16 protein-coding genes and 1 pseudogene are annotated in these 15689 nt (G+C 72.7%); 10 read left to right on the top strand and 7 right to left on the bottom strand.

Features of this window, described 5'->3' with window-relative positions:
- Positions 1-2: 2 nt before the first annotated feature.
- The 3 genes and pseudogenes from NYF13_RS28130 to NYF13_RS28120 all read right to left on the bottom strand — a co-directional run bounded on the left by NYF13_RS28130 (position 3) and on the right by NYF13_RS28120 (position 2365).
- Positions 3-398, bottom strand: a complete 396-nt coding sequence (locus NYF13_RS28130) for a rhodanese-like domain-containing protein (RefSeq protein ID WP_315661257.1) — start codon at positions 396-398, stop codon at positions 3-5.
- A 105-nt stretch (positions 399-503) separates the two neighbouring features.
- A pseudogene (locus tag NYF13_RS28125) lies at positions 504-1685 on the bottom strand (purine-cytosine permease family protein); the annotation flags it as partial.
- Positions 1682-2365 carry a tRNA-dependent cyclodipeptide synthase gene (locus tag NYF13_RS28120; protein WP_315660824.1) on the bottom strand — a complete coding sequence of 228 codons (684 nt, stop codon included), beginning with the start codon at positions 2363-2365 and terminating at the stop codon, positions 1682-1684. The pseudogene NYF13_RS28125 and the gene NYF13_RS28120, both read right to left, overlap by 4 nt.
- 200 nt (positions 2366-2565) lie before the next feature.
- Between NYF13_RS28120 and NYF13_RS28115 the strand changes: the two genes are divergently transcribed.
- Together NYF13_RS28115 and NYF13_RS28110 are read left to right on the top strand one after the other, a co-directional pair.
- Positions 2566-3519, top strand: coding sequence for a LysR family transcriptional regulator (locus tag NYF13_RS28115; protein WP_315660823.1), 954 nt, complete (start codon positions 2566-2568; stop codon positions 3517-3519).
- Positions 3495-4463, top strand: coding sequence for a LysR family transcriptional regulator (locus NYF13_RS28110; RefSeq protein WP_315660822.1), 969 nt, complete (start codon positions 3495-3497; stop codon positions 4461-4463). Before NYF13_RS28115 ends, NYF13_RS28110 begins: the two co-directional genes overlap by 25 nt.
- A gap of 167 nt (positions 4464-4630) precedes the next feature.
- Here NYF13_RS28110 and NYF13_RS28105 read toward each other — a convergent pair whose 3' ends face one another.
- Together NYF13_RS28105 and NYF13_RS28100 are read right to left on the bottom strand one after the other, a co-directional pair.
- On the bottom strand, positions 4631-5542 hold the full coding sequence (locus tag NYF13_RS28105) for an alpha/beta hydrolase (protein WP_315660820.1): 912 nt from the start codon (positions 5540-5542) through the stop codon (positions 4631-4633).
- A 39-nt stretch (positions 5543-5581) separates the two neighbouring features.
- Entirely contained in the window at positions 5582-6478 is an 897-nt protein-coding gene (locus NYF13_RS28100; RefSeq protein WP_315660819.1) for an oxidoreductase, read from the bottom strand.
- Positions 6479-6593: 115 nt separating this feature from the next.
- Here NYF13_RS28100 and NYF13_RS28095 point away from each other — a divergent pair, with 115 nt between their 5' ends.
- Entirely contained in the window at positions 6594-7436 is an 843-nt protein-coding gene (locus tag NYF13_RS28095; RefSeq protein WP_315660817.1) for an SDR family oxidoreductase, read from the top strand.
- A gap of 27 nt (positions 7437-7463) precedes the next feature.
- Here NYF13_RS28095 and NYF13_RS28090 read toward each other — a convergent pair whose 3' ends face one another.
- Positions 7464-7688: a hypothetical protein gene (locus NYF13_RS28090; protein ID WP_315660815.1), complete on the bottom strand. Its 225-nt coding sequence runs from the start codon at positions 7686-7688 to the stop codon at positions 7464-7466.
- Positions 7689-7808: 120 nt separating this feature from the next.
- Complete coding sequence (locus NYF13_RS28085) at positions 7809-8531, bottom strand: SDR family NAD(P)-dependent oxidoreductase (protein WP_315660814.1); 723 nt, start codon at positions 8529-8531, stop codon at positions 7809-7811.
- Positions 8532-8627: 96 nt separating this feature from the next.
- On the opposite strand from NYF13_RS28085, the gene NYF13_RS28080 reads away from it, so the two are divergent.
- The 7 genes from NYF13_RS28080 (at position 8628) to NYF13_RS28050 (ending at position 15657) form a co-directional block, all read left to right on the top strand.
- Positions 8628-9464, top strand: coding sequence for a LysR family transcriptional regulator (locus tag NYF13_RS28080; RefSeq protein ID WP_315660813.1), 837 nt, complete (start codon positions 8628-8630; stop codon positions 9462-9464).
- Between the two features lie 257 nt (positions 9465-9721).
- Positions 9722-10615: a carbohydrate-binding protein gene (locus tag NYF13_RS28075; RefSeq protein ID WP_315660812.1), complete on the top strand. Its 894-nt coding sequence runs from the start codon at positions 9722-9724 to the stop codon at positions 10613-10615.
- Positions 10616-10792: 177 nt separating this feature from the next.
- Positions 10793-11398: a TetR/AcrR family transcriptional regulator gene (locus NYF13_RS28070; RefSeq protein WP_315660810.1), complete on the top strand. Its 606-nt coding sequence runs from the start codon at positions 10793-10795 to the stop codon at positions 11396-11398.
- 58 nt (positions 11399-11456) lie between these two features.
- Complete coding sequence (locus tag NYF13_RS28065) at positions 11457-12314, top strand: NAD(P)H-binding protein (RefSeq protein ID WP_315660809.1); 858 nt, start codon at positions 11457-11459, stop codon at positions 12312-12314.
- A 614-nt stretch (positions 12315-12928) separates the two neighbouring features.
- Complete coding sequence (locus tag NYF13_RS28060) at positions 12929-13594, top strand: HAD-IA family hydrolase (RefSeq protein ID WP_315660808.1); 666 nt, start codon at positions 12929-12931, stop codon at positions 13592-13594.
- 15 nt (positions 13595-13609) lie between these two features.
- Positions 13610-14842: a sedoheptulose 7-phosphate cyclase gene (locus tag NYF13_RS28055; protein ID WP_315660807.1), complete on the top strand. Its 1233-nt coding sequence runs from the start codon at positions 13610-13612 to the stop codon at positions 14840-14842.
- On the top strand, positions 14839-15657 hold the full coding sequence (locus NYF13_RS28050) for a class I SAM-dependent methyltransferase (protein ID WP_315660806.1): 819 nt from the start codon (positions 14839-14841) through the stop codon (positions 15655-15657). The genes NYF13_RS28055 and NYF13_RS28050 overlap by 4 nt, the downstream gene beginning before the upstream one ends.
- Positions 15658-15689: the final 32 nt, after the last annotated feature.

The following is a 15689-nucleotide window of genomic DNA, read 5'->3' as shown; positions in this document are numbered from 1 at the left end:
CCTTACTCGCTGCGGTTTGAAGAAACCGGCGCCGGCGACGCCGGAGACCCGTGGCCGGACTCGGTGCGATGCCCGGCCGCGGCCCAGTCTTCGATCCCCTCGCGGTACTTGCGCACGTCGGTGTAGCCGAGTTCGAGCAGCCGGTTGCCGACGAATTCGCTGTTGCGGCAAGGGGTGTTGGCGCAGTACACGACGATCGCGGCGGTCTTGTCCGGCACGACGCGCGGGGCGTGGCTATCGGTGAACTCCGCCGCCCGCTCGTAGGGGAAGCCCGGGATGTTGCGCGCGCCGGGCAGGTGCTCCCGGGCGTAGTACTCGGCCGGCATCGTGTCGACCACGATCACCGTGCCCTCGTCCATCGCGCGCTTCAGCTCGTCACGGCCGATCAACGGCACCACGGTGGTTCCTCCTGTTCTCCGGCGGCGGGCGCGGGCGAACCGGCCCGCCGCGAGGTAGCAGACAAACGCCACGACCACCGAATTGATCGTGGGGATCCCGAAATCGAAGAAGATCGCGCACGCCGTTCCGAGCGCCCAGCTGACCAGCGCGGCCGGCACCCAGTCGCGGCCCGGTTCCGCCCGCCCCGCCCGCACCGCGGCCAGCGCCGGACGGCAGTCGCGGAGCACGAAGTACTCCGCGATGAGCACCCCGGCGACCGGCGGGGTGAGCACGCCGACCGCGGTCAGGAAGCCCGCGAACTGCCCGGCGATGCCGAACCCGGAGGCCGCCGTGCCGAGCACGCCCAGCAGCAGGACCGTGTGCACCCGGCCGATCCGGCGGCCGAACAGCACGTCGACGACGTTGACCAGGCCCAGCGACGAGGAGTACAGGTTCCAGTCGTTGATCTTGAGGATCGCGGTGGCCAGCACCAGGGTGCCCAGCACCCCCGAGGACGAGGTGACGATGCCGACGATGTCGGAGGTCGCGGCGGCGTGCGCCAGCAGCACGCCGATCAGCCCGATCAGGTACTCGCCGAGCGTCACGCTGATCAGCGTCTGCTTGACCACGTCGGCGGGGGTGCGGTTGAAGCGGGTCATGTCCGGGGTCATCAGCGCGCCGAGGATGAACGCCCCGGACACCAGCGTGGTCCCGGCGCCCAGCGACAGCGCCGGTCCCGGCGGCGGCGCGGACACCAGCGCGGCGAGGGAGTGGTGGCCCAGCGCGTCGATCACGGAATACCCGGCCAGCAGCAGGAAGGCGGGCACGGTCAGGTAGGCGGTCCAGGCCATCAGCCGGAAGCCGTAGACGGTGATCGCGGTGATGGCGACCCCGCCGGCCACCGCCCACGCCCACTCCGGCATCCCGCCGCCGAGCGCGTGCATCCCGTGCGCGAACACCCCGTTCTGCACCCCGAACCAGCCCGCGAGGCTCACCGCCACGAGCAGGCCGACCAGCGCGGAGCCCTTGCGGCCGAACCCGGCCCAGCGGGCCAGTACCGAGGTGGAAAGCCCTTCGCGGACTCCGGCGATCCCGAGCAGCACGGTGATCACCTCCAGCAGCACCGAGCCGATGGTGATGGCCAGCACCGCGTTGCCGAAGGTCATGCCGTACCCGAGCAGGGCGCCGACGATGAACTGCTGGAAGGAGGAGACCTGGCCGAAGCGCTGGACCGCGACCGAGGGCCAGGACCGGCGCTCGGCCGGCGGTACCGGGGTGAGCGAGTGGTCGTCGTGGCGGTCGGTCATCGGCCGCTCACCTCCAGCGCCGCTTCCCGCACGACCAGGAAACCCTGCCCCGGCTCCGGCCGGAAGCCGAGCTGCCGGTCGAAGAACTGCTGCAGGAACGGCACGCGCTGGTGGTAGACGAACATCGACCGCGGGTGGCCGGTGATCAGCCCGGAGCCGGCGAACAACGGGAGCTCGGCCAGGAAGTAGCGGACCGCGAGCCGGATCCGGCCCTCGTCCGGCAGGGCGCCGGCCTTGTCCTGCAGCACCCAGGTGGAGGCGCCGTAGCACGCGGAGCGGAATTCGAGGTCGGTCTCGAACCGGTGCTCCACCTCGCGGGCCAGCCGCCGGTAGCCGGGCAGCTCGCGCAACCGGGCCATCCCGAGGATCCGGGAGCCGGGGTCGGGCACCCCGAGCGCGCTCAGCGCGGCGCCGATCTTGTTGTGCAGGTGGCAGGATTGCCGGTGGGCCTTCTGCCGGGCCCGGGCCGGCGGGTAGCCCAGCGCTTCGAGCGTGTACGCGGTGACCTCGTCCGGGATGAAGAAATGGAAGTGCTCGAAGTGCTCCGCGGTCCACGCGGCCAGCCGGACCAGCCGGTCCGCGGTGAAATAACCGTTGAACGGGCTCACCCCGACGCAGGCGTGGGATACCTCCGGATACAGCCGGGCACAGTCGGAAGAGAGCGGAGTCGCGTCGAACATGAGGGACTTCCACCTTTCCTGGGGTCGTTTCCAGAGTTTTTCCGTCGGCACTGCCTTCGCTGGCCTCACCACTGTCACCGGATTCGGCGGCCCCGGGTAATGCCTGCGGGTTATGCCGCGGTGGAATCCGCGCTTCGGAAGGAGCATTTCCTACTTTCGCCGGTGCACCCGACCGGCCCGGCGTCATACCGTGATCATCCGTGGAGTTGGAACTGAAGCATTTGCGTCACCTCCAGGTGATCGCGAGAGCCGGCAGCCTCAACCGGGCCGCCACCCAACTGGTGCTGCCGCAGCCCGCGCTCAGCCGTGAACTGCGGCGGGTCGAGGAACTGCTCGGCCGCCCGCTGTTCGAACGGGAACGCACCGGGGTGCGGCCGACGCCGTTCGGGCAGCTCATTCTCGATTACGCCGAAGGGATCCTCGCGCGGACCGCGCGGATCGGCCCGGACCTCGCGCACCAGTGCGCCCAGCGGGCCGGCGCGTTGCGCGTCGGCTGGGCCGAAACCGCGTTTTCCGGTTTCCTGCTCAACGCCCTGGACGGCGCCGGGCTCGGCGACCAGGCGGAGATCCGGACGGCCGAATCGACCGCGCAGGTGCTGGACTGGCTCGGCCGCGGGAACCTCGAACTCGCGGTGCTGTCCGAACAGTGCGACGTGGAGCTGCCCGCCGACACCGGCCGCGTCGACCTCGTCGAAGACCCGCTGATGGTGATGCTGCCGGACTGGCACCCCCTGGCTTCGCAGCCCGCGGTGCACCTGCCCGAGCTGGAGCACGAGCGGTGGATCTCCTCGGTGGGCCCGGATCGCTGCCGCGAGTTCCTCGCCCGGGTCTGCGGGCCGTTCGGCTTCGCCCCGGTGATCGCGCACCACGTGCCGGTCTCCGGACCGCGCGACGACATCGTGCGCTACCAAGGGGATGTGACGCTGGTGCAGCAGTCGCGTCCGCTGGCGCCCGGGGTCGTGCACCGGCCGATCCCGGACCTGCTGGTGCGCACCAGCCACTTCCTGCTCTACCGCGAGGACAGCCCGGTCGCCGGTCGCGTCGAGCTGCTGGCCGAGCTGATCCTCGAAGCCTCCTACGAGGACCGCGGCCGGATTCCCGGTCCGCGCGGGCGGGTGGGGGAACTGCCGTGGCTGGCCGCCCGCACGAGCTGACCCCGGCCTGGGGACCACCGGACATCGAGCTGCGGCAGCTGAAGATCCTCGTCGCGGTCGCCGAGGCCGGGAGCGTGACCGCGGCGGCGGCCGTGCTCGGGACCACGCCGGCGAAACTGGCTTCGCGCCTCCAGCGCCTGGAACGCATGGCCGGCGCCGCGCTGCTGGCCGACGGCCCGGACGGCGGCCTGTTCACCGAAACCGGGGAGCTGCTGCTCGAACACGCCGCGGTGGTGGTCCCGCAGTTCGACCGGATGCTGGCCGCCGCGGCCGCCGGGCCCGGGTACGACCGGATCCGGATCGCCGCGGTGGCCAGTCCCGTCCTGCCGGGGCTGGTCCGCGAACTCACCGCGCTCGACCCGGCCGCCGAGCTCTCGGTGCGGATCCTCGATCCCGGGGCGGAACCGGCCGAGGCCCTGCTGGGCCGGGAACTGGACCTGGCGCTGGTGCGGTGTCCCGCCGGGCACGAGCCGGCGCCGGTCCCCGCGGGCGAGCCGGGCCTCGCGGGCACGGCGGTGGCCGCGGAACCGCTGCTGGTCGGCATTCCGCACGGCCATCCGCTCGGCGTCCCGGACCTGCTCACCCCGGCGGCGCTGTCCGGGTACCGGTGCGTGCTGCTCGACCAGGCGGCGCAGCCGCTGACCCGGGCGGTGCTCGCGGCGTTCACCGATTCCGGCGCCGACCCGCGCCTGAGCTACGCGAGCACCGAATGGGCCGCGCTCTGCCTCGGCCACGGCGCGGGAATCCTGACCTTGACCACCCCGCCGACCACCCCGATGCCGGACACCGCTTACCGCCCGTTGCAGTGCGCGGCCACGGTTTCCACGCTCGCCCTCGTCTGGTCCCCGGACGGCCCGCTCGCCGCCTGCCTGCCGCGCGTCCGCGACGCCACGGCCCGGGCGCACGCCGAATGCCTGACCGCGCTGCTGGGGCGGGGCCGGTAGGTCTTCGCCCCGACCCGGGGCGACCGGCGCGCGCCCTCGTCCAGCCGGGCCGTTTGGGAACGGCCTCGGCCGCGGCGCCCGCGTACTTCCCGTCGAACGGCCACGGCGCCTCGCGCAGCAACGCGCACCACCGGCCAGCTCCGAACCGCACTGGGCCCGGCCCCCGGTCACGGTCGTGGACGCGGCCCGCGCGTGAGGTGCTCGGTCAGGAACCGGGTCTGGTCCCGCACCGCCCGCTCGAACACCTCGCCCTGGTAGATCCCGAAGTGCTCCCCCGGATAGGTGACCAGGCGGCCCCGGGGTGCGGCCCCGGCCGCGGCCACGATCAGGCTCCGGGGCGTGATGTCGTCGTCCTCGCACGCGCAGAACAGCACCGGGCAGGCGATCTCCCCCGCCACGGTGCCCGGCCGGTAGCCCGGCAGCCGCAGGATGATCCGCGCGGCGACGGCGTTGCGCCACTGCGCGCCCGGCTCCAGCAGCGAGCGGAACCGGGCCTCGGCGGCCGGCATCGACAGCAGCGCGCCGGACCCGGGCTCCCCGATCGCCGGGACCAGCACCGGGGACCGGGCCCCCGCCACCCGGTCCGCCAGCGCCTTGAGCACGAGCTTGACCAGCCTCGGCTGGGGCAGCGCGCGCTTGCGGACGAGCCCCAGGTAGGGCACCTGGGAGACCACGGCCGCCACCCGGGCGTCCCGCGCCGCGAGGGAGACCACGTGGCCCCCGCTGAAGGACGACCCCCACAGGGCCACCCGATCGGGATCGACCCCGGGCCGTCCGCGCAGATCGTCCACCGCCGCCGACCAGTCCCGCAGCTGCGCGTCGATGTCGAGCACCTGCCGGGGAAACCCCTCGCTGTCACCGAAACCCAGGTAGTCGAACACCAGGACGGCGAACCCGGCCGCGGCGAACCGGCGCGCGTAGCGGTCCAGCCCCAGCGCCCGGACGGCCCCGAACCCGTGCGCCATCACCACCCCCGGCACCGCCTCGGCGGTCTCGGTGGTTCCGGTGGTCTCCGGCCGGTAGAACCAGGCCGCCCGGCGCTGCCCGGCGGCTCCGAAGCTCACTTCCTCGCGGACCATCGCGTCTCCTTCCGCAGTGACCGGGCCGATCGCATCCGGTCAGGGCTTCGCGCTCAGCGGGAAACCCACCCCGGTCAGCCGCTCCGACGTCTCCCACAGCCGCCGCGCCAGCACCGGGTCGCTGGCCGGTGCCGACCGGCCGACCAGCGCCGGGTGCCCGTGCAGCTCGTAACGCCCGTCCGGGCCGACGTAGCTGGCGCCCGGCAGGTCCTGGGTCGCGGCGTACAGCGACGGCAGCGCGCCCTGCGCCTCGGTCTGCGCGAGGTAGCGACCGGCCAGGTGAACGATCTTGACCAGCTGCGCGTTGCGGCCCTTGGTCCCGAGATTGGTCGCCGAATAGCCGGGGTGCGAGGACAACGCGCGCACCGGCGAACCGGCTTCCCGGCACCGCCGTTCCAGCTCCAGGGTGAACAGCAGGTTCGCCAGCTTCGACCGGCCGTAGGCCCTCGCCGGGTGGTAGCCGGAGCGGGCGTAGTCGAGGTCGTCGAGGTCGAGCCTGCCCGCCTTGTGCGCCCCGGAAGCCACGGTGACCACGCGGTCGGTGATCGAGGGCAGCAGCAGGTTGGTCAGCGCGAAGTGACCGAGGTGGTTGGTGCCGAACTGCAGCTCGAACCCGTCCGCCGTGTGGCCGTGCGGGGTCATCGCCACCCCGGCGTTGTTGACCAGCACGTCGATCCCGCCCCGCCACGCCCCGGCGAACGCGTGCACCGACGCCAGGTCCGCCAGGTCCAGCTGGCGCACCTCGGTGTCCCCGGGCATCGCGGCCGCCGCCCGCTCACCGGCCGCGACGTCGCGCACCGCGAGCACCGTGCGCGCCCCCGCTGCACTGAAGGCCGCCGCCGTGCCGCGGCCCACCCCGCTGGCCGCGCCCGTCACCACGACCGTGCGCCCGCTCAGGTCGGGAAGATCAGCGGCGGTCCACTTGTGCTTGGTCACGATCACCAGCTTAAGCGCCCGTCCGAAGCGACGGCGCCGCCGCTCGTCCGACGGCCGCGTACCGTGAGGGCGGAGAAGCACTGGATGGGACCTGAATGCCTGAACGGATTTTCCGATGACCGGCCCGTCCGGGAACGGGAACGGGCCGGGGGCGGCTCTGATCACCGGCGGTGGCGCCGGGATCGGACGCGCGCTCGCGCTCGTCCTCGCCCGGCGGGGGGTGCCCGTGGTCGTCGCCGACTTCGACCAGGCCGGCCTCGAAGCCACGATCGCGGCGGTCGAGGCCGAAGGCGCAAGCGCGTCCGGCCGGTGGGTCGACGTCACCGAGCGCGGGCGCCTCACGAGCCTGGTCGAGGACGTGGCCGCAAGCCACGGGCTCGGCTACCTGTTCAACAACGCCGGTATCGGGGGCACCCTGCCGTTCGACCGGGCCACCCCCGAGCAGAGGGACCGGATCCTCGAGCTCAACCTGCGCTCGGTCATCGAGGGCACCACCGCGGCCTACCGGGTGATGACCGCGCAGGGCCACGGCCACATCGTGAACACGGCTTCGGTGGCCGGGCTGGTGCCCGTCCCCGGGCAGACCCTCTACAACACGACCAAGTTCGCGGTGGTCGGGCTGTCCAGGACGCTGCGGATCGAAGCCGCGCCGCACGGGGTCCGCGTCAGCGTGGTGTGCCCCGGGAACGTCGCGACGGACATCTTCGCCAAAGCCATCCTGCACACCCCGGCAACGACCCGCACGAGCCGGTCCGCGGCCGGTGACGCGAACGTCCCGGCCGACGCGATCTCCGCGGCCGAGGCCGCGGACGAGATCGTCGGCGGCGTGGATCGCAACGAAGAGGTGATCGTCTTCCCGCGCTCGGCCCGGCACCTGACCGAGCTGTGCGCCACCGAACCGGAGCAGTGGAACCGGTGGGCCACGCGGACCCTCCGCCTTCGCCAGGGCGGAGGGTAGCGACGCCGGGCGGCCGAGGGACCGGGGTCAGCGCCCCCGCAACCGCGGCACGGCCAGACCGACGACCGCGAGCACGATCATGATGACGGCCAGGACCGCGACGAGGACGGTCAGGTACACGTTGCCCACCGTGTGGGTCGTCAGGTCGGCCACCTCCAGGGCCAGCAGGAGCACGCCGGCCACCAGGCTGAACCAGCAGCCGCCCCGGGTGCCGGGGATGAAGGTGAACCGCCGGTGGGTCTTCTCGTCCATCACTACCTCCGCGTCGTCCGTACGGCGAACACGGTAGGCGCCCCGGCGCCGGGGGCCCTCGACCGAGCGGACGATCTTGTGCGCGCACCCTGGCCGAAAGCATGAGAACCGGCGGGCGGGCTACCAGGGCACGGGTCCGGCGTCGTCGAACAGGCCCCCGGTCGGCCCGTCGTCCGCCTGGGTGGCCAGCCGGATGGCGGCCCGGGCGCCCTCCGCGGGGGTGCTGGTCCCCTGGAACGCGTTGAGGTCGGTCGCGACGTAGCCGGGACAGACGTTGTTGATCTTGAGGGTGTCGCCGAACTCCTTGGCGTACTGGACGGTGACCGCGTTGAGGAACGTCTTCGACGGCGAGTAGGCCCCGCTGGCCGCGCCGAAGCCGGCCCCGGGATCGGTCTGCCGGGCCAGCGACCCGACGTGGCTGGACTGGTTGACGATGCGCGGGTGCCCGGAGCGGAGCAGCAGCGGCAGCATCGTGTTGATGACCCGGACGACGCCGATCACGTTGGTCTCCACCACGGCCCGCAAGGCCGCCGGGGTGAGGGTCGAGGGCGGATCCGGCCACGCCCCGGCGGTACCGGCGTTGTTGACCAGCACGTCGAGCCGTCCCGCCCGCTCCTCGATGAGGGCCGCCGCGGCGGTGACGCTCGCGTCGTCGGTGACGTCGAGCGGCACGCCGAACGCGTCGATCCCGGCCGCGCGCAGCTTCGCCACGGCGTCCGCGCGACGCTGCTCGTCGCGGGCCCCGACGCCGACGCTCCAGCCCAACGCGCCGAGCCCGGCCGCGATCTCGTAACCGATTCCCTTGTTCGCCCCGGTGACCAGTGCGATCGTCTGTTCGCTCATGCCCTCGATCGTGGCGGCGAACCGGCCGGGGACCAACACCACCGGCGAACCCGCAGCGATACCCGGGCGGCATCGATCGCCCGGTAGCCTGGGCCGGTGGAGACCCGGGAGCTTCGATGCTTCGTCACGGTCGCCGAGGAACTGCACTTCGGTCGCGCCGCCCGGCGGCTGGGGATCGCCCAGCCGCCGCTGTCGCGCACGATCGCCCGGCTGGAACGGCGGCTCGGCGTCGCGCTGCTGGAACGCACCAGCCGCCGGGTCGGCCTCACCGAGGCCGGTGCGGTGCTGCTGGCCGAGGCTCGCCCGATCCTGTCCGCGCTGGCCGCGGCCGAGCGGCACACCCGGCACGCCACGGCGAGCCGCCCCGCCCTCGTCCTGGCCGCCAAGGCCGGCGCGGGTGGCGAACGGCTGGCGAAACTGCTCGCCGCGTACGCCGCCGAACCGGACGCCGCCGCCGTCGAACTGCTGCTTTGTGAATCCCAGCCCCACCAGCCCCTCCGCGACGGCCGGGCCGACGTCGCCCTGCTGCACCAGCCCTTCGATTCGACGACCGGGTTCGACACCGAAGTCCTGGCCACCGAAGCCCAGATCGCCGTCCTGCCCACGGCCCACCCCCTCGCGCTGCGGCCGCACCTGAGGCTGGCCGAGGTCACCGGGCGGCCGGAGCTCCCGCTCGCCCGCTGGCCCGGGCCCGACGGCAGCTACCCCCAGGGCCCCGGCGCGGAAGTGCACAACCTGACGCAGCTGTTCCAGCTCATCGCCCTCGGACGCACCACCGTCGTCCTGCCCGAATCCAGCCGCACCACGCTGTCCGAGGGCCTGACCGCCGTGCCGGTCCTGGACGCACCGGCGGTGACGACGGTCATCGCCTGGCCGCCGCACAGCCGCTCCCGGGCGCTGGCCGCACTGGTCCGCGTGGCCGCCCGCGCCTGAGCGTCCCGGCCGGGCGCCGGACGTCCATTGTGGATCGAAAGCCCGGGGCGGGCGCGGTCTTGGTCCGAATGGCGGCATAACCCGGCCGGCGGAAAAAACCCGATGACCACCCCCACCAGCGGTGATACCGAAGACCCGCCGAAAGTCGGTGCCAGGTAACGGAATCGCGGACCTAACATCCAGTTCTCGCGGACCGGCCCCACTCCCCCTCCCCGCCGTCCGCGCGTGCCCTTCGCCACCGACGAGGAGATGCCTCGATGCGGAAACTCCCTGCCCTGCTCACCTCCCTCCTGATCGCCGCGGCCGTCACGGCCGCCGCCGGCAGCTCGCCGGCTTCCGCCGCGCCGGCCGGCGGCGTGGTGCCCGGACTCACCGGCGCCGCCGCGAAAGCCGCGGCCGGGCCCGCCGCCGACCGGTTCCTCCAGATGCGCCGGACCCAGGCGCACCGGGCCGGCACCGCCCGGCCCGACGCGCAGCAGCACACCTTCTGGGGACCCGAGCCCCAGCTCTCGACGGGCGCGGACGGACTGGTCGTGACCCACAGCGTGGTACCGGACCTGCGGATTTCGAACAGCTCGGACGTCGTCTACGCACCGACCGTGAAGCCCACCGGGCACTCCTGCATCGAGGTCGTCACCGCCTACGGGCTCGGCCAGGCCGGGCAGGTCTGGGCCTGGGACTGGTGCCGGTCGGTGTCCCCGGCGAAGGTCGTGCCCATCGACAGCTCGTTCCTCTCCCGCTACACCAGCACGGTGGACGGGCACCCGGCCTACACCGTGCAGGAGGTCAAGACCAATTCCGGCAGCAACGGCTGGACCGCCTCGCTCTACAACGTGAAGACCGGCGCGTGGGACACCCTGTTCACCCAGAGCGGGAGCGACCAGAGCGGTCTCGACGAAGGCTGGGACATCTTCGAGCTGTACTCGACGGTCGACCCTTCGACCGATGAGGCGTACTACTGCGCGGACGCCCGGGGCAAGGTGTTCGAGTCCAGTTCCCTGAAGCTGCGCGTCCGCGGGAGCTGGGTGGCGGCGACCCCGTCGAACTCGCCGTTGCGGCCCACCGCGCACCCGAACCCCGGCAGCTACGACTGCTCGTCGCTGCGGTTCGAGGTCCCGGCCCCGAACAGCAACTGGCGCGTCAGCGTCTGAGCCCGCCAGGCCCACTCGCGCGCCACGGCCGGACCGATCCCCTCGGTCCGGCCGGGGCGCGCGAGGGTTCGGAGGAGCCGGCCGACGAGACGAACACCACCGGGCCCGAATTGACCACGGGACCGTTCCGGGTTATTTTCGATACGAAACCGTAGCGTATCGAAAGGGAGGTGACCCGTGGGGAGCGCACCGACCGGTTCGAGCAGGGGCGGCCCGGGGCGGCCGCGCGACACCAGCCGTGGTCTGGCCATCCTCGAAGCGACGCTGGCGCTGATGACCGAGGTGGGCTACGAGCAGTTGTCCATGGAGGCGGTCGCGAGCCGGGCCGGGACCGCGAAGACGACGATCTACCGCCGCTACCGCGACAAGGCCGCGCTGGTCGCGGCCGCGGTCGAGCATCGCTCCCCCGCCACGCCTCCCCCGCCGGCCGCGGGCGAGCTGAGAGGAGACCTCCTCGGGCTGGTCACCTGGCTGAGCCGGCAGATCGCCGAGCAGCAGATCGGCCTGCTGGGGGCCCTGTTCGCCGGGATGCGCAGCGATGCGCGGCTGGCGGAGGAGATGCGCCGCATCCTGCGCCGGGACGAGGCGGCGATGACCGGCGGGCCGCTGCTCGAGGCCGCCCGGCCCGGCGAGCGGCTCTCGCCCCGGGCGGCCGGGCTCTTCGCCGAAGTCGCTCCGGCGGTGATCGTCCACCGCATCGTGATCGCGGGCGAAGCGTGCGACGAACCGTTCCTCGAGCACCTCGTCGACGACATCCTCCTGCCGCTGTTGCGCGACCACTGAACTCACCGAAACCTCTCCGCGGGGCCCGGCGCACCGCGGTAACGAAAGGAAGACCCTCGTGATCGTCGTCACCGGAGCGACCGGCGCCCTGAACGGTGCCACCGTCGAACACCTCCTCGCGCGCGTGCCCGCCGAGCAGATCGGCGTCAGCGTCCGCGATGTCGCCAAGGCACAGCCCTTCGCCGACCGCGGGGTGCGGGTCCGCCAGGGGTCCTACGAGGACCCGGCCGCCCTGCGGCACTCCTTCGAGGGCGCCGAGCAGGTGCTGCTCGTCTCCTCCAACGACCCGCACGCCGACGCCGTCGCGCTGCACCGCGTCGGTATCGAGGCCGCCGTCGCCGCCAAAGCCGGGCGCATCCTCTACACCAGCCACCAGGGCGCCGGGGCCGACAGCCCGTTCCGCCCGGCTCGTGACCACGCCGCCACCGAACAGCTCCTGGCCGATTCGGGCGTGGCGTGGACCGCGCTGCGCAACGGCTTCTACGCCCACAGCCTCGCCTGGCTGCTGGGTCCGTGGCCGCAGACCGGCACCATCACCGCCCCGGCCGACGGACCGGTCTCCTGGACCGATCGCGCGGATGCCGCCGAAGCGGCGGCGGTCATCCTGGCCGGCGACCGCCCCTTCGACGGCCCGGTCACGCTCACGGCCGGCCGGGCCGTGACGTTCGACGACGTCGCCGCGCTGGCGTCGGCGGCCAGTGGCCGTGAGATCACGCGCGTGACGCTGGACGACGAAACCTGGATCGCGGCCAAGGTCGCCGCCGGCACTCCCGAGGCGATGGCGCGGATGACGCTCACCACCTTCCAGGCCGCCCGCGAAGGCCGCTTCGCGGCGGTCGACCCGGTGCTCGCCGAACTGCTGGGCCGCGAGCCCCGCAGCGTCGCCGGACAGCTCGCGGATGCGAACTCCGCCTGAACGAGGGCGGCGGCGGGCCCTTTCACCCCGCCCGGCGCGCCGGGGCACGATCACCGGCGGCCGGGCGGTGGCGGTGGTTCCGGGCGGGGTACACCCTTCGATTTCCGGGATTTCACCCACTGGGGCCGATAAACCGGAGTTATGCACGTGCAGCCGCGCGGTAACGGGTCCACGATCGTCGAGTTCGACCCGTTCTTTTCCCCCGTCCGAGCCGTGCGAGCCGCCCGAGCCGCCCGTGCCGCCCGTGCCGCCCGTGCCGCGGCGAAACCGGGTGGTCGCTGGAGAAAGCCTAGCCGCGGATGGTTCGCGGCCGGTGGTCCCCGGACCCGCAGGCCGGACCACCGGCTACGGCAAACGGGGCGGGGTCTGGTCTATCCGGGTCGCCATCCTGACGCAGAGCTGATTTTCCCGTTTTAAACCACCGATTTTCCCGCCGGTACCGCGCGCGCCGGGGATTCCGCCGGTTCGCGCGCCGGTGCTTTCCGTGCCAGAATCATTCCTGGCTCGAATACCGATCCTTGAGGGCTCGTGAAGTCCGCTGACGCGGAGGCTCCCGAAGGCGCTATCGCCCGGGAGCACCTTGGAGAATCAGCACACCCACCTTGGAGATTTCCATGTTCGCTGTTCTTTTCGGCTCCATCAGTTCGCTCGCCGACAGCTCCGAGCTCCAGCGCGAGGCTTTCAATCAAGCCTTTCGGGAGCACGGCCTGAGCTGGGAATGGGATCCCGAAACTTATCGCGCCCTGCTGGAGAAGAGCGGTGGCCGGGACCGGGTGGCCGAGTACGCCCGGTCGCAGGGCGAGACCGTCGACGCGGAAGCGGTGCACGCCACCAAGTCCGCGTTGTTCCAGCGCAACCTGGCCACGGCCGGGCTGAGCGCGCGTCCCGGGGTGGCCGAGGTCATCGCCGGCGCGAAGTCGCGGGGGTGGCCGGTCGGGCTCGTGACCAGCACCGCGCGCGCCAACGTCACGGCGCTGCTGGACACGCTGGAACCGCAGGTGCGCGCCGCGGACTTCGACGTCGTGGTCGCCGCCGAGGATGCCGAGCAGCCCAAGCCGGCACCGGAGGTGTACCGCCTCGCCCTGGACGAGCTGGGCCGTGAGCCCGGTGAATGCGTCGCCGTCGAGGACAACCTCGGGGGCGTCGAGGCCGCGCGGGCGGCCGGCATCACGGTGGTGGCGTTCCCCAACGAGAACACCCGCGACCACGACTTCGGCGACACCAAGGTCGTGCGGCAGCTCGAATTCGGCGAGCTCGCCGCGGCGGGCGAGCACCGCTGAATGGGAGGCCACCTCATGTCCACCGAGGCCACGCACGCGCTGACCACCACGGACTCGTCCTTCGCCGTGGAAGCGCTCCAGCCGATCAGCTACACCCTGACCCTCGTCGACGGGGTGTTCGACGTCGCGAACACCGGGCTCGCCGAGACCTACCGCGAGTGGAACCGCTGCCTCGCGATCGTCGACGCCACCGTCGCGCAGCTCTACGGCGAGCGGATCCGCGCCTACTTCGAGCACCACGGCATCGCGCTGGTCCTGTACCCGCTCGTGGTCTCCGAGACCGGCAAGACCCTGCGGACCGCCGAGCGGATCGTGGACGTGTTCGGCGAGTTCGGCCTGGTGCGCAAGGAACCGGTGCTGGTCGTCGGCGGCGGGCTGACCACCGACGTGGCCGGTTTCGCCTGCGCGGTGTTCCGCCGCTCGACCAACTACATCCGGGTGCCGACGACGCTGATCGGGCTGATCGACGCCAGTGTGGCGATCAAGGTCGCGGTCAACCACGGCAGCGCCAAGAACCGGCTCGGGGCCTTCCACGCCTCGCACCAGGTGCTGCTGGACTTCTCCTTCCTGCGGACGCTGCCCGCCGAGCAGATCCGCAACGGCATGGCCGAGCTGGTCAAGATCGCCACCGTCGGCAACGCCGAGTTGTTCGAGCTGCTGGAGAAGTACGCCGAGGATCTGGTGAGCACCCGCTTCGGTCATCTGGACGGCACCCCGGAGCTGCGCCGGATCGCCGATCGGCTGACCCACGGGGCGATCAGGACGATGCTCGAGCTCGAGGTGCCGAACCTGCACGAACTGGATCTGGACCGGGTGATCGCCTTCGGCCACACCTGGAGCCCCACCCTGGAGCTCACCCCGGCGGTCCCGTTCTTCCACGGCCACGCGATCTCCGTCGACATGGCGCTGTCCACGACGATCGCGCAGCGGCGGGGCTACATCTCCGCCGGCGAACGCGACCGGATCCTGTGGCTGCTGACCAAACTCGGGCTCTCGCTCGACAGCGAGCACCTGACCCCCGAGCTGCTGGCGCGGGCCACCGCCCAGATCGTGCAGACCCGCGACGGCCGGCAACGCGCCGCGGTCCCGCGCCCGATCGGGCACTGCGACTTCGTCAACGACCTCACCGAGATCGAGCTGACCGAGGCGCTGAGCGCGCACCGGCAGACCTGCCGGATCTACGACCGCGACGGGATCGGGCTGAATCCGTTCCTGGCCGCCGAAGGCGCGATCGGGCCCGCCTCGTGAGCGCCGCCCCGCCCGCGGCCCGTCCGGTCACCCCGATCGGCATCCTGGCCGCCCGGCTCCACCGCCTCGCCGCGCTGCTCGACGAGGCCGGGGTCTCCTCCGAGATCGAGCGGGCGGTCCGCGAAGCCGAACAGCTCGCCGCGGGACTGGACCCCTACCTGGAACGGCACACCACCCCGGAGTCACCGGCGCTGCGGGCGCTGGCCGCGGCGACGGCCGGGCACGACTGGAGCGGGACCGGCCGGGCCGCGGTGGTGCTGGAGCGGGAGATGCTCTCCGGGCACGTCGAAGGCCAGCTGCTCAAGACCCTGGTCCACCTGACCCGGGCGCGCCGGGTGCTCGACATCGGCATGTTCACCGGCTACTCGGCTTTGGCCATGGCCGAGGCCCTGCCCGCCGGAGGCCGGGTGGTGGCCTGCGAGCTCGATCCCGCCGCGGCCGCCTTCGCGGCGGAGCACTTCCGCGCGTCGGGGTGCGGCGGCCGGATCGAGGTCCGGATCGGCCCCGCGGCCGCCACGCTGGCCGAGCTGGGCGCGACCGGCCACCGGTTCGACCTCGTGTTCCTCGACGCGGACAAGGCGGGGTACCTGGGCTACCTCGCCACGGTGCTGGAGCGGGACCTGTTGTCCGCGCACGGGGTGGTGTGCGTGGACAACACGCTGATGCAGGGCGAGCCGTGGACCGGCCGGCGATCGCCGAACGCGACGGCGATCGCGGAGTTCAACGCCGCGGTGGCCGCCGACCCGCGCGTCGAGCAGGTCCTGCTCCCGCTGCGAGACGGGGTGACCTTGATCCACCGGGTGGACGGCCGATGACCCGGCCGCCGGATCACCCCGGCGGCGGTCCG

The organism is Amycolatopsis sp. PS_44_ISF1 (assembly GCF_032335455.1).
In the GTDB taxonomy this organism is placed as follows: Bacteria; Actinomycetota; Actinomycetes; order Mycobacteriales; family Pseudonocardiaceae; genus Amycolatopsis.
Note: the sequence above shows the minus strand (reverse complement) of the source record. Positions and strands in the feature narration are given on the sequence as shown.